The organism is Marivita sp. (assembly GCF_051251565.1).
Taxonomy (GTDB): Bacteria; Pseudomonadota; Alphaproteobacteria; order Rhodobacterales; family Rhodobacteraceae; genus Marivita.
Map to the genome: position 1 here is coordinate 93688 of NZ_JBPOFB010000002.1, position 12580 is coordinate 106267.

Here is a 12580-nt window from a genome sequence, read left to right on the forward strand (position 1 = left end):
ATGGATTGGTTTGATCGCCTTTACCTGTTCACGGTCCTTGACGCGGTGGGTCTGTGCCTTTTGAGCGGAGGGTGGGTGGCGTGCAGCCTCGTTGTCGAAAACGCACCCAAGTCCCATCCCTCCACGTCACAGATCATGGCCGGGTATCGCCGCGAATGGATGCGCCAGTTCGTGACGCGGCAGCCCCGCATCTTTGACAGCCAGATCATTGCAAGCCTGCGCCAGGGCACCGCGTTTTTCGCATCGGCGAGCATGATCGCCATTGGGGGCGGGTTCGCGCTTTTGGGCAACGCGGAACGCTTGCGCGGCGTGGCCGAGGATTTGACGCTGGAAAGCGATCCAATCTTCCTGCTCGAAGTCAAGCTGCTGGCGCTGCTGCTGTTCGCGGCGAACGCGTTTCTGAAATTCGTCTGGTCGCACAGGCTTTTTGGATATTGCTCGGTCATCATGTCGGCGGTGCCCAACGATCCTGAGGACCCCAAGGCGATGCCGATGGCGTTGCAGGCGGCAGAGCTCAACATCACCGCCGCACGCGGGTACAATCGTGGTTTGCGGTCGGTCTATTTCGGCATCGCGTCGTCAACCTGGCTTTTGGGGGCAGGGCCTTTGGTTATTGCTGCGCTGGTGACGATTCTGGTGGTGCTGAGGCGGGAATTCGCCTCGCAGTCGCGGCATGTGTTGTTGCATGGTGCGCCGGACGCGGAAACGTGACTTGGGGTTCGGGCATCGTCTGGTAAGGTGAAGCCATGTTGACCCGTGTTCTGATTTGCCTCGCCTGTTTCGCAGAGCCGGTTTTGGCTGACCCGCCTGATATCATTGCGGTTGAGATAGACGGCACGCGCGTGTCCGTGACCTTGGCGCATCCTGACACAGGGTGGGACCATTACGCTGACGGCTGGCGGATCGAGGCCGAAGACGGTACGATTGTTGGTACGCGCATATTGCTGCACCCGCATGTTGAGGAACAGCCCTTCACGCGCAGCATGACTGTGACGGACCTGCCCGAAGGCGCGCTTTTCATGCGTGCGAAATGTTCAGTTGATGGCTGGTCAGAGACACGCGTTCCCGTGCCGCGCTGAGATTTTTCGTACGAAAAATCTTAGGCCCCGAGGTCTTGAGAAAAGGTGAACATTTCTGACCTAATGTTTCGCGCGCGAAACAAAGAGGCCGGTTCGGACCTATTTACGTTTCGTCAACCACATCGGCACGCAGATGCCGTTCGCCCCGCGCCTCTGCCAGTCGGATCTGCTTTTGCCGTTCGCGGAACCGCGCTTTGTCGTCGTCCGATGTCTCAGTGGCGCACAGGTGACAAGATACGCCGTGCTCATATTCTGGGTGGTTCCTGTCTTCGGGCAGGATTGGACACCGGCAGGCATGGCACAAAACATGCGGCCCTTCGGTAAGCCCGTGCCCCACCGACACACGACCGTCAAAGACAAAGCATTCCCCCTGCCACGTGCTTTGGTCCTGCGGCACCTCCTCAAGGTATTTCAGGATGCCGCCCTTGAGGTGATAGACGTCTTCGACCCCTTGGCTGAGCAAGTAGTTCGTCGATTTTTCGCAGCGAATGCCGCCTGTGCAAAACATCGCAATACGCTTGTTGTGGAACCGGGCTTTGTTTTGTTCCCACCACGCGGGGAAGTCACGAAAGCTTTCTGTCTTTGGGTCAACCGCGCCTTCGAATGTACCGATGGCCACCTCATAGTCGTTGCGGGTGTCGATCACGGCAACATCGGGACTTTGGATCAGCGCGTTCCAGTCTGATGGGTGCATATAATGCCCAACCTTGGCGCGCGGATCGACGTCTGGCACGCCCATCGTGACGATCTCTTTTTTCAGGCGCACTTTTATGCGGGGAAACGGGCGGTCCTGTGTGGTGGACAGCTTCCATTCCAGATCTGCGCAGCCGGGTAAGGCGCGCAAGTGGGTTAACAAATGGTTAATGTCTGCCGCGCGGCCTGCCACTGTGCCATTGATCCCTTCATGCGCCAAAAGCAGCGTACCGGTGATCGCGTGATCCCGGCAAAGTGCAAGCAGCGGACCCCGCAAAGCCTCGGGGTCGTCAAAGCGGGTGAAGTGATAAAGTGCGCAAACCGTAAACATGCGCGCGGCATTACGCCTGGTCCGGGACAGGCGCAAGGTTCCGCAATGCCGCAACCCTTGACCGTGCCGTGTGGGCTTCTTACCCAAGGGGGACCCAACAGGAGGCTGCCCCATGTCCGCGCTGATCGTCATCGATGTGCAAAACGATTTCTGTCCCGGAGGCGCCTTGGCTGTGCCAGAGGGCGACACCATCGTTCCTGGCATCAACGCGCTGATGGCCGATGCCGACGCAGTGGTCCTGACGCAGGATTGGCACCCTGCGGATCATTCCAGTTTCGCGTCGCAACATGACGCGAAGGTCCCTTATAGCGTGATTGACATGGCTTACGGCCCGCAGGTGCTTTGGCCAGATCATTGCGTGATCGGATCAGCGGGGGCGGCGTTTCACGCGGATCTGAACATCAATCGGGCTGATCTGGTGATCCGCAAAGGCTATCGTCGCGCCATCGACAGCTATTCGGCGTTTTTCGAGAACGACCAACGCACGCCCACCGGGCTTGAAGGGTATCTGACAACGCGCGGGCTGACATCGCTGACGCTTGTTGGTCTCGCCACGGATTTTTGTGTTGCCTATTCCGCGATTGATGCGGCCAAGCTGGGCTTCGATGTGACTGTGCGTCTTGAGCTGTGCCGTGCGATTGATCTGGACGGATCGCTTGCGGCGGCGCTGTGGGACATGACGCAGGCTGGTGTGGCTCTGGCATGAGCAAATCACCGTCGCTTTTGGACCGTTTGAACAAGGCCCGTGTTGCCAGCACCCCCGAGGTTGCCGACCGCGCGAAACGCGGGCTGATGGCCTATGCGGGGGCGCAGGACAACGCGCAAAAGGCGCTGGCGGAATTGGCTGATGGGACGGCGGCCACGGGCATCGGGCGGCTTGGCCTGACGACCATGGCCCCCACCGGCCTGGCCTGTGCGCAAGGCTGTGCGTTCTGTTGCATCCTCTCCGGCGCAGATGGTGGTACGATCACGGAATCCGAAGCAGGTGCCCTGCACGCAGCTTTGTCACCCTTGGCGGGGCAGCCTGATGGGCGTGACTGGCATCCAAAGGCATGTCCGTCGCTTGATCCCGAGACACGCAAGTGCCGGGCCTATGATGCGCGTCCTGTGATCTGCCGCGCGTATGTGTCGACCGATGTGGATGCCTGCAAGTCCGTGTCCGAAGGGCAGGCCGTGCCGGGGCCGGGGACGTTGGGTCCGTATCACACCTATCTTGCGGCGATTGGCCTTAGCCGCGCTGCGCTCAAGGGAACGCGGCGCGTGGCGACCTATGCGTTGGCGCGGGTTGCGGCAGCGGCGGTTGAAGGGCAATCGCTGGACGATGCGTTGGCGGTGGCGCGTCACAAACCGACAGAGCTTGATGCAGAGCTGAAACGCAGCAAGCGGGATGTGTCACGGGCCTGAATGGTGGGGTGTTTCTGAACGTCCACGGTTGTGGGTCTGCGTTGAAAGCTCTGTTGTTTCCCTCTTTGTCCGGGTGGCAGAGTTGCGTAAGCTGCACCAGACCTACCTTAAAAAGGCCTGTTGCATGTTTGAACGTATCCTCGCCCTGTTTGACAGAACCGTTCCGCAGACGCCGTTGCCTCCGGCCGATGCGAAATACGCGCTGGGTGCGTTGATGGTGCGCACGGCGATGGCGGACAAAGCGTATTTGTTCCAAGAGGTGGAAGAGATCGACCGGGTTCTGGCCAAGATGTACAATCTTAAGCCAATCGAGGCCGCCAAGATGCGGGCGCAATGCGAACGTCTGGAGCATGCGTTGCCCAAAACTGCCGATCTTGCGGCGATCCTGACCGACAACATCAGTCAGGAAAAACGTGAAATGGCGGTGGCTGCATTGTGGGACGTTGTGTACGCGGACGGCAATCGCCACGCCAAGGAAGACATGCTTTTGGGTGAAATCGCGGGTCTTCTGGGGGTGGACGAAGACACCTGTGAACGTATCCGGGATCAAGAGCTGGCCAGCCGTGGCAAGGGCCACTGACTCTGGACAAGTCGGGGCCGGGTTGGTCTAAGCGACGCGCCTGCGCCTTCGGAGACCGTCATGGTTGATATTGCGACCCGAGTCTGGAACCACAAATGGAAGATCGACCCGATTGTGCGGTCGCTCATCGATACGGATTTCTACAAGCTGCTGATGTGCCAGTCGGTGTTTCGCAACAAGCGGGACACGCAGGTGACGTTCAGTCTGATCAACCGGTCCAAGGATGTTCCCTTGGCCAAGTTGATCGACGAGGGCGAGCTGCGTGAACAATTGGACCATATCCGGTCGCTGTCGCTGCGCCGCAACGAAAGCACATGGCTGCGCGGCAATACATTTTACGGCAAGCGCCAGATGTTTCGCCCGGATTTCATGGAGTGGTTCGAGGGACTGCGCCTGCCGCCCTATCATCTGGAACGGGTCGGCGATCAGTACGAGCTGACCTTTGAGGGGGCGTGGCCCGAGGTGATGTTGTGGGAAATCCCGGCCTTGTCGGTGCTGATGGAGCTGCGAGGGCGGGCGGTTTTGAACGATATGGGGCGGTTCGAATTGCAGGTGCTCTATGCCCGCGCCATGACCAAGCTTTGGGAAAAGATCGACCGTCTGCGCGAGGTGCCGGACCTGCGCATCGCCGATTTCGGCACGCGGCGGCGGCATTCGTTTCTTTGGCAGGATTGGTGTGTGCAGGCGATGTTCGAGGGGTTGGGCGACAGTTTTGTCGGCACGTCGAATTGTCTGATTGCCAAGAACCGTGACCTTGAGGCGATCGGTACCAACGCGCATGAATTGCCGATGGTCTATGCCGCTTTGGCCAAGGACGACGCCGCGTTGAAGCAAGCGCCCTATGATGTGCTTGCCGATTGGCACGAAGAGCACGAGGGCAATCTGCGGATGATCCTGCCGGACACCTATGGGACCGATGGGTTTTTGCGTGACGCGCCGGACTGGCTGGCTGGTTGGACGGGCATACGGATCGATTCCGGTGATCCGGCGACGGGCGCGGAAAACGCGATCCGCTGGTGGAAAGCGCGAGGCGAGGACCCGACCAAGAAGCTCGTGATTTTCTCGGACGGATTGGACGCGGACAAGATCCTTGAATTGCAGCGCCAATTCAGGGGCCGTGTGCGGGTGTCGTTCGGCTGGGGAACGCTGCTGACCAATGATTTCCGGGGTTTGACGCCGGATGATCGGCTCGCGCCGTTCAGCCTTGTGTGCAAGGCTGTAGAGGCGAATGGGCGTGCGACGGTCAAGCTGTCGGACAATCCCAACAAGGCGATGGGACCGCAGGATCAGATCGACCGTTACAAGCGTGTGTTCAGCGTCGGCGATCAGGACAGTTTCGAGGTGGTTGTCTAAGGTGTATGCGTTTGTCCCGGACCGTCGTTCTGGGCCTGTGGCCCTTGGCGATGGTGCTGGACTCTGTTTCACGCTCGGCCATATCCTTGCAAAATGATCCATCAGGAAGGGTTTCATATGTCCAAGATACTTTCTCTCACTGCGGTGCTGGCTTTGGTTTCGACGTCTGCGATGGCGGCCGGCGAATGTGCCGCTGGAAAGACGCTTGAAGACGGCAAGCTGACCATCGCAACCGGCAATCCTGCCTATTACCCGTGGGTTTTGAACGATGCGCCAGAAAGTGGCGAAGGGTTCGAGGCGGCGGTGGCCTATGCGGTGGCCGCGGAAATGGGTTTTGCCGCGGAGAACGTTGTTTGGGTGCGATCCTCGTTTGATGAGGCGATCCAGCCCGGCGTGAAGAACTTTGATCTCAACATGCAGCAATATTCGATCACGCCCGAACGGGACGTTGTCGTGGATTTCTCTGCGCCCTATTACACCGCGCCGATGGCGGTTCTGGTCAGTCCCGGTGCGACGGAAACCGCACCAACGCTTGAGGCGTTGCGGGGGCTGAAATGGGGTGCCGTCGGATCGACGACCGCTGTGCCCAAGCTGGAAGCTGTGATTCAGCCCGAGAGCGCGCCATTGCTTTATGGCGACAATGCCGACGTGAACGCCGCGATGAGCGCGAACCAGATTGATGCGGCCCTGTTCGACCTTCCGACGGCGCTGTTCCTGTCGGCGGTCATGATCGAAGGGTCCAAGGTGATCGGTCAGTTCGCCCCCGACCTCAGCGACAATCCGGATCAGTTCGGGATGCTGTTCGAAGAGGGCAACCCGCTCAGGGCCTGTGTTGATGATGCGCTGATGGCGTTGACAGACAGCGGGGCGCTGGCAGAGATCGAAGCGCAGTGGTTGCAGGACACCACTGGCGTGCCGTTGATCCAATAAGCGGTCAGGGCGTATGACGCAGCAAAAAGCGGCGGGGCTGACCCGCCGCCAACGCTATGAGGCCGCGCAGCGCAGGCGCGCTGCGATGATCGCGGCGACCAGCACGGTGTTGGTGGTTGCGGCCATTGTGATCCTGGTTCCGATGACCCCCGGTTGGGAGAAAGTGCAGCGCAGTTTCTTCAACCTCGACACGTTGGTTCAGACCTTTCCCAAGCTTGTCGAGGCATTCAAGATCAATGTGATGATCTTTGCTTGGTCTGCCCCGGCGATCGCCATTCTGGGACTGCTGATCGCGTTGGCACGCGATACGACATCCCCCGCGCTTTTCCCGCTTCGGATCTTCGGAGCGGCGTTTACGGATGTGTTTCGCGGGGTTCCGGTCATCCTGACGGTGTACCTGATCGGGTTTGGCATCCCGGGTCTGGGCCTGCCACGCCCATGGAATTCGCCGTTCATCTGGGGGTCGCTTGCGCTGATCCTGACCTATTCGGCCTATGTGGCCGAAGTGTTTCGGTCGGGCATCGACAGCGTGCATCACAGTCAACGCGCAGCGGCATTGTCGCTTGGGCTGACCGAACGGCAGGTCACACGCGATGTGGTGTTGCCGCAGGCCATTCGCAACGTGGTGCCATCGCAGATGAACATGCTGATCGCGCTTCAGAAAGACGTGTCACTTCTGAGCTTTATTGGCCCGGTAGAGATTTTTCGGCAGGCCGGGGTGTTTAAATCCCTGCTGGCCAATTTCACGCCATATGTCGGGGCGGCGATCATTTTCCTGATCGTGACCATCCCGGCCACGCGGTATGCGGATCACCTGATGGCGCGTCAAAGACGGGAACGGCGCTGATGGCAAAGCTGGAACTGCGCGATGTCGTCAAACGCTTTGGCGATGTGACTGTCTGCGACGGCATCACTCTGGATGTCGAGCAAGGCCAGATGGTCTGTCTTATCGGCGCGTCCGGCGGTGGGAAATCAACGCTGCTGCGGTGTATCAACCTTTTGGAACCCATTGAGGATGGTGCGATCTATCTGGACGGCGAAGATGTATCGTTGCCCGGTCTTGATCCGCAGCGCGTGCGGTCGCGGATTGGCATGGTGTTTCAAAGCTACAACTTGTTTCCGCATATGACCGCGCTGGAAAACGCGATGCTGGCCCCGCGCCGGGTCAAGGGCAAAACACGCGATGAGGTGCGCCCGGCGGTCGCGGACCTGTTTACACGCTTTGGCCTTGCGGACCGCATGGACAAATACCCTGATCAGCTTTCGGGTGGACAGCAGCAAAGAGTGGCCATCGTGCGGGCGTTGGCGATGAAACCCGAAGTGATGCTGTTCGACGAGATCACCTCGGCGCTTGATCCGCAATTGGTGGGCGAAGTGTTGGACGTGCTTTTGCAGCTCAAGGCCGAAGGAATGACCATGTTGCTGGCCACGCATGAGATGGAGTTTGCGCGTCAGGCGGCGGACAAGGTGTGCTTTCTCAAAGACGGGAAGATCATTGAAGAGGGTCCGCCCTCGGCTGTGTTTACCGCGCCGCAGCGGCCTGAGACGCAGGCGTTTTTGCAACGCGCGTTGAAATAGGATTTCTGTCCCTCGCAAGTCTACGGTGTTTGGACTCTGCGTGACGCGCAGGATAACAAGAGCAGACCGGTTTGCCCTCGATGGGCGCAGAAAGTTAGGCGACAAGGAACGATCATGACGCAGACCCACCCCGTGTACGGCCGCATTGACGGCCCCATCGTGATGATCGGCTTTGGGTCGATTGGCAAAGGCACATGGCCGCTGATCGAACGACATTTTGAGTATGACGCGGACAAGTTCACCGTGATTGAACCGGACGCGCGGCAGGCCAATTTCCTGCGACAGCACAAGATCAATCATCTGCAAGTCGCCCTGACGCCCGAGAATTACCGCGAGGTTCTGGGAGAGCTGTTTGCCGAAGGCACAGGATTTTGCGTGAATCTGTCGGTGGATACCTCGTCTTTGGACCTGATGAAGCTCTGCCGCGAGATGGGGGTGCTTTATATCGACACGGTGGTTGAGCCGTGGGCGGGCTATTACTTTGACACGACTGACAATGCGGACCGCACAAACTATGCGCTGCGCCAAAAGGTGCGGGACGAAAAGGCCGCCAATCCCGGCGGCACGACCGCGGTGAGTTGCTGCGGGGCCAATCCCGGCATGGTGTCCTGGTTTGTGAAAGACGCTCTGTTGACGCTGGCCAAGGACACTGGCCGCGATGTGGCATTCCCACAGGATCGCGCGGGGTGGGCCGGATTGATGCAGTCGTTGGGCGTCAAGGGTGTGCATATTGCCGAACGTGACACGCAGGCCCGGCGGACGCCCCGGCCCCGAGATGTGTTTGTGAACACATGGTCGGTCGAGGGGTTCATTGCCGAAGGGTTCCAGCCTGCGGAATTGGGTTGGGGTACCCATGAGACATGGTTCCCAGAGAACGCGCATTCCTACGATGTGGGCTGTCAGGCGGGCATCTGGCTCGAACGGCCCGGCGCGATCACGCGGGTGCATACGTGGTGTCCGACACCCGGACCACAATTCGGATTTTTGGTGACGCATAACGAGGCGATCTCGATCTCTGACTATTACACCGTGGGCGATGCCGGTGCGCCCGAGTATCGCCCGACCTGTCACTATGCCTATCACCCGTGCGACGATGCTGTGCTGTCGCTACACGAAATGTTCGGGTCCGGGAAACAGCAGAAGGTGCATCACATCCTGACGGAAGATGAGATTGTCGAGGGGATCGATGAGCTGGGTGTGCTGCTTTACGGGCACGAGAAGAACGCGCTTTGGTACGGGTCACGCCTGTCCAACGCGGAAACCCGCGATCTGGCTCCTTATCAGAACGCGACGGGCTTGCAGGTGACCTCTGCTGTGCTGGCGGGCATGGTCTGGGCCTTGGAAAACCCGCAATCCGGGATTGTCGAGACCGATGAGATGGACCACGCGCGGTGCCTTGAGGTGCAACGCCCGTATCTCGGCCCGGTCGAGGCGCATTACACCGATTGGACGCCGTTGCAGGATCGTTGGGAACACTTCCCCGAAGATATCGACGAAAGTGATCCGTGGCTGTTCCGCAACGTGTTGGCAAGCTGATCTGCCCGACAGGTTTGGCATGGTCACTTCGGCATTGGAGATGCGCTTGGCGATTGTGTCTGTCGTGGGGTCGTTCACCTTAGGAGGGCATTTTTTCTATACATGCCAAATTCGTGACGTTACCTGTGATGCGGGTGCGGGTGATTGTTACAAGAGTTGGGTTGCCAAATGTCCTCAGGCCAAACGGAACTGGATGTCCTCGATAATCTGAAAACGAACCTGAAACAGATCCTGAAAGCGCAAAGCCTGAGCGCGGCAGAGCTTTCTCTGCGCGCCGGTTTCAAAGAGGACGGTGCCGTTGCCAAAATGATGGGGGACAGTCGCCTGCCGGACATGGGCGTGATGGTGCAACTTGCCAATGCGCTGGGCGTTCCCGTTGATGTCTTGTTGCGCGACGCACGGTCCCATCTTCATCACCAGTTCGAAGCGGTCCCGATCCAAGAAGTTGACCGGCAAGCAGCGCAGCTTTTGTCAGCGGTGTTCACCTCTGCCGAGCGGTCGCTGGACCGGATCGGGACGCGACCAACGCTTGATTCGATCATTTCGTGGTGGAAAGAGACCGATGGTGATCTGTCCCGCAGCGATCAGATTGCGCCGCATTTCGATCTGGTCAGCGCTGCCGAGGCGTTGACCTCGGTTCCGCGTATTCACCACGTTGGGGCGCTTGGGTTGTCTGCTACGACATTGGGGTCCACTGAGAATGCAAAACTTGAGACCTTTTTGGAAAGTCTCAGCACATCGGATCTGGCCGAGCTGAACGGGCAAATCCGATCCGTGGCCCATACTGGCGTTGGCATGATTACCCCGCTCAAGCGGATCGTATCGTTGCCAGAAACGAACGAAACCGTGGAGGTGAGTTTCGTTCGTCTGATGTTGCCGGTCCGGGATGTGTCTGGAACCCTGTTCGTATTGAACTATTCAACCCTTCTGAGCGAATCTGCGCCCAGAAGACAGGATGGATGAAGGTTGAAATACTGCGCCATGTCCGTCAGTTCGCGTGACTTTATGGCAACAAGATATTCGCCGACCGCCCGACCTTTGGGCAAGGCGCCCCAAACATGGGCACCCGGATATTGCCGGGTGAATCCGTATTCCGTGGCATAGCCCAGCCGGGCATCATCAGCCCGGACAAAGGCATAAAGCCAATCGGGGTGCCAGCGCAGTTGGCAATAGACAAACAGCAGATGTGTGTAGAGCGACAGCATGTGCCGTGAGCCGCGCATCTGTTTGGAGATAAAGAACTCGCCCATATAGATCACGCGGCCACAAATCTCGTCGCAGGGGCGGGGGGAGTCCGAGACAACGCGAAGGTGCCCCTGCCCCTTGTAGAGCCTGCCATAGCTGCGCGCCCAAAAGCCTGAAAGCGTTTCGGAAACAAGCATATCACATCGCGCGGCGACCCCGCCGATATCGTGGCCATCCTTGCGCAGGATCAGCCATCCGGCAGCGTCTTTTGACAGGTCGTTGTGTTCGGATGAGATCATCGGAGTGATTGAATTTTTGCCGATTGCACGCATCCGGTCTTCGCAGGCTTGAAAATCAGAGGATTCTTCGAGTGTGATCCCTCGGTCCTCAAGGGTGCGCAGGCATGTGCTGAAGAATGTCATAAGGTCGAGAATAGAAGATTTGGCCACGAGGTTTCTCCATCAAAGGGTATTGAACAACGTCACCAGACGATCCCATTCGTCGTCGCGCGCCAAGCCTTAAGGTTGTTTTCCGTGATGCGATACACCTTTTGCTGGCGCGACCTTGATCTGTAACATGAGTGTTTTGCGGCTTGCCCAGTCTGAGTGTGGTCCGGTGCGCGCCTGCAGGCGGACATATGCTGCGGCGTGTTTTGGCCGCTGTGCATCACGATGCTGTGGGGGCCATTTTGTGAAGTCGGATTTTGACTTAAATTATTAATCAGCTGTTACCCAAAGGGCTGGCTTGGGAGTGTCTGATCAGACCGGTTCCGGCCCAGCGCCACCTGACAGGAGGCCAAAGATGACGACCCGTTCTTTCACCCGCCGGACTTTGCTGGCTGCGGGCACTGCCGTGCTGACGACCGGTGCCTCTGGCCTGCTTTTACCTGCCCGCGCAAATGGCGTCGCACCCACGCAGACCATGCGCGGTGGCTCAAACAATTACCGCCCCGGCGCGCCCATCGTGGACCGTATTGGCGGCGGTGGGTTCTGGATGACCGGAACCGTGCGCCGGGCAGGGGACGGTGCGCCTTTGCCGGGGCAGCGCATCCAGATGTGGGCGCATACCACCGAAGGCCACGAGCGTGATGCGCATAGCCATGGCGCAACACTGACCGATGCCAATGGAGAATTCCGGCTTGAAATGCCGCAGATTGTCCCGGCTTTTGGGCAGGCGCATGGGCATCTTGCCTATGACAGCGGTGAGTTCGAAACGGTCTTTCTGCGCCCCCTGATGGCAAGCGCCAAGGACACCAGCCTGAGTGTCGATTTCGTTCTGCAACCTGCCTGATCTGGCTAAGATGGGCCGGGTGATATGACCCTCAGTCGTGCAGTGCTGATCTGGGCAGGGGTTGCTTTGGCAATTTTGGTGCCGAGTGCCTTTGCCCTGACCAGCCCGCTTTTGCAATGGCGCGACCCGGTTTACATCATCGCGGGGTTTGCCGGTGTTGTGGGCATGGCGTTGCTGTTGCTCCAGCCGTTGTTGGTGGGCGGGCACCTTCCCGGACTGGGCGCGATGCGCGGCAGGCGGGTGCACCGCGTGGTGGGGGCCGCCTTGGTGCTTGCGGTTTTGATCCATGTTGCGGGGCTGTGGATCACCAGCCCGCCTGATGTGATCGACGCGCTTTTGTTCGTGTCGCCGACGCCTTTTGCCATCTGGGGCGTCGTCGCCATGTGGGCGATTATTGGCGCGGCGGTGTTGGCTGCGATGCGCCGCCGGATTGGGTTGCGGCTGCGGCTGTGGCGGTTTGCCCATACAGTTCTGGCGGCGGTCATTGTGGTTGGAACTGTGGTTCATGCCCTGTTGATCGACGGCACCATGGAGAGTGTAACGAAAGCCGTACTGGCCGCGTTGCTGGGTGCTGCCACGCTGAAGGTGGTTATTGACCTGCGGGCCTGGGCGTTTCGGTAA

General features: G+C 59.2%; 15 protein-coding genes. 13 read left to right on the plus strand and 2 right to left on the minus strand.

The features are described from left to right. Together ACSHXH_RS02950 and ACSHXH_RS02955 are read left to right on the plus strand one after the other, a co-directional pair. A complete protein-coding gene (locus tag ACSHXH_RS02950) occupies positions 1-711 on the plus strand; it encodes a DUF599 domain-containing protein (RefSeq protein WP_435670268.1) in 711 nt (236 codons plus the stop codon). 35 nt (positions 712-746) lie between these two features. Continuing rightward, on the plus strand, positions 747-1079 hold the full coding sequence (locus tag ACSHXH_RS02955; protein WP_435670269.1) for a hypothetical protein: 333 nt from the start codon (positions 747-749) through the stop codon (positions 1077-1079). A 103-nt stretch (positions 1080-1182) separates the two neighbouring features. On the opposite strand, the gene ACSHXH_RS02960 is transcribed toward ACSHXH_RS02955, so the two are convergent. Next, positions 1183-2103 carry a rhodanese-related sulfurtransferase gene (locus tag ACSHXH_RS02960; RefSeq protein WP_435670270.1) on the minus strand — a complete coding sequence of 307 codons (921 nt, stop codon included), beginning with the start codon at positions 2101-2103 and terminating at the stop codon, positions 1183-1185. A 112-nt stretch (positions 2104-2215) separates the two neighbouring features. On the opposite strand from ACSHXH_RS02960, the gene pncA reads away from it, so the two are divergent. From pncA to ACSHXH_RS03005, 9 genes are all read left to right on the plus strand, one after another. Next, the gene (gene pncA / locus ACSHXH_RS02965; RefSeq protein ID WP_435670271.1) at positions 2216-2809 is read left to right on the plus strand and encodes a bifunctional nicotinamidase/pyrazinamidase; all 594 of its coding nucleotides are present in this window, start codon (positions 2216-2218) and stop codon (positions 2807-2809) included. Further along, positions 2806-3507: a YkgJ family cysteine cluster protein gene (locus tag ACSHXH_RS02970; protein WP_435670272.1), complete on the plus strand. Its 702-nt coding sequence runs from the start codon at positions 2806-2808 to the stop codon at positions 3505-3507. The genes pncA and ACSHXH_RS02970 overlap by 4 nt, the downstream gene beginning before the upstream one ends. Before the next feature lie 124 nt (positions 3508-3631). After that, entirely contained in the window at positions 3632-4087 is a 456-nt protein-coding gene (locus ACSHXH_RS02975) for a TerB family tellurite resistance protein (protein ID WP_435670273.1), read from the plus strand. Between the two features lie 60 nt (positions 4088-4147). Further along, positions 4148-5440, plus strand: a complete 1293-nt coding sequence (gene pncB, locus ACSHXH_RS02980) for a nicotinate phosphoribosyltransferase (protein ID WP_435670274.1) — start codon at positions 4148-4150, stop codon at positions 5438-5440. Between the two features lie 117 nt (positions 5441-5557). After that, the gene (locus ACSHXH_RS02985; protein WP_435670275.1) at positions 5558-6370 is read left to right on the plus strand and encodes an ABC transporter substrate-binding protein; all 813 of its coding nucleotides are present in this window, start codon (positions 5558-5560) and stop codon (positions 6368-6370) included. 13 nt (positions 6371-6383) lie between these two features. After that, positions 6384-7217: an amino acid ABC transporter permease gene (locus tag ACSHXH_RS02990; protein ID WP_435670276.1), complete on the plus strand. Its 834-nt coding sequence runs from the start codon at positions 6384-6386 to the stop codon at positions 7215-7217. Further along, complete coding sequence (locus ACSHXH_RS02995; protein WP_435670277.1) at positions 7217-7948, plus strand: amino acid ABC transporter ATP-binding protein; 732 nt, start codon at positions 7217-7219, stop codon at positions 7946-7948. The genes ACSHXH_RS02990 and ACSHXH_RS02995 overlap by 1 nt, the downstream gene beginning before the upstream one ends. Positions 7949-8062: 114 nt before the next feature. Further along, complete coding sequence (locus ACSHXH_RS03000; protein ID WP_435670278.1) at positions 8063-9484, plus strand: homospermidine synthase; 1422 nt, start codon at positions 8063-8065, stop codon at positions 9482-9484. A gap of 168 nt (positions 9485-9652) precedes the next feature. After that, positions 9653-10447 carry a helix-turn-helix domain-containing protein gene (locus ACSHXH_RS03005; protein ID WP_435670279.1) on the plus strand — a complete coding sequence of 265 codons (795 nt, stop codon included), beginning with the start codon at positions 9653-9655 and terminating at the stop codon, positions 10445-10447. Here the strand turns inward: ACSHXH_RS03005 and ACSHXH_RS03010 are convergent. Then, positions 10399-11118 (minus strand): hypothetical protein, encoded by a 720-nt coding sequence (locus tag ACSHXH_RS03010; RefSeq protein WP_435670280.1) that lies wholly within the window; start codon positions 11116-11118, stop codon positions 10399-10401. The two genes, ACSHXH_RS03005 and ACSHXH_RS03010, sit on opposite strands and share 49 nt — an antisense overlap. Positions 11119-11470: 352 nt before the next feature. Here ACSHXH_RS03010 and ACSHXH_RS03015 point away from each other — a divergent pair, with 352 nt between their 5' ends. Both ACSHXH_RS03015 and ACSHXH_RS03020 read left to right on the plus strand, forming a co-directional pair. Next, entirely contained in the window at positions 11471-11959 is a 489-nt protein-coding gene (locus ACSHXH_RS03015) for a twin-arginine translocation pathway signal (RefSeq protein ID WP_435670281.1), read from the plus strand. Between the two features lie 24 nt (positions 11960-11983). Further along, positions 11984-12580, plus strand: coding sequence for a ferric reductase-like transmembrane domain-containing protein (locus tag ACSHXH_RS03020; RefSeq protein ID WP_435670282.1), 597 nt, complete (start codon positions 11984-11986; stop codon positions 12578-12580).

Coding starts and splice junctions, on each gene's coding strand:
- ACSHXH_RS02955 (WP_435670269.1), top strand. CDS start 747: ATGTTGACCCGTGTTCTGATTTGCCTCGCCTGTTTCGCAGAGCCGGTT.
- ACSHXH_RS02995 (WP_435670277.1), top strand. CDS start 7,217: ATGGCAAAGCTGGAACTGCGCGATGTCGTCAAACGCTTTGGCGATGTG.
- ACSHXH_RS02950 (WP_435670268.1), top strand. CDS start 1: ATGGATTGGTTTGATCGCCTTTACCTGTTCACGGTCCTTGACGCGGTG.
- pncA (WP_435670271.1), top strand. CDS start 2,216: ATGTCCGCGCTGATCGTCATCGATGTGCAAAACGATTTCTGTCCCGGA.
- ACSHXH_RS02970 (WP_435670272.1), top strand. CDS start 2,806: ATGAGCAAATCACCGTCGCTTTTGGACCGTTTGAACAAGGCCCGTGTT.
- ACSHXH_RS02975 (WP_435670273.1), top strand. CDS start 3,632: ATGTTTGAACGTATCCTCGCCCTGTTTGACAGAACCGTTCCGCAGACG.
- ACSHXH_RS03020 (WP_435670282.1), top strand. CDS start 11,984: ATGACCCTCAGTCGTGCAGTGCTGATCTGGGCAGGGGTTGCTTTGGCA.
- pncB (WP_435670274.1), top strand. CDS start 4,148: ATGGTTGATATTGCGACCCGAGTCTGGAACCACAAATGGAAGATCGAC.
- ACSHXH_RS03015 (WP_435670281.1), top strand. CDS start 11,471: ATGACGACCCGTTCTTTCACCCGCCGGACTTTGCTGGCTGCGGGCACT.
- ACSHXH_RS03000 (WP_435670278.1), top strand. CDS start 8,063: ATGACGCAGACCCACCCCGTGTACGGCCGCATTGACGGCCCCATCGTG.
- ACSHXH_RS03005 (WP_435670279.1), top strand. CDS start 9,653: ATGTCCTCAGGCCAAACGGAACTGGATGTCCTCGATAATCTGAAAACG.
- ACSHXH_RS02960 (WP_435670270.1), bottom strand. CDS start 2,103: ATGTTTACGGTTTGCGCACTTTATCACTTCACCCGCTTTGACGACCCC.
- ACSHXH_RS02990 (WP_435670276.1), top strand. CDS start 6,384: ATGACGCAGCAAAAAGCGGCGGGGCTGACCCGCCGCCAACGCTATGAG.
- ACSHXH_RS02985 (WP_435670275.1), top strand. CDS start 5,558: ATGTCCAAGATACTTTCTCTCACTGCGGTGCTGGCTTTGGTTTCGACG.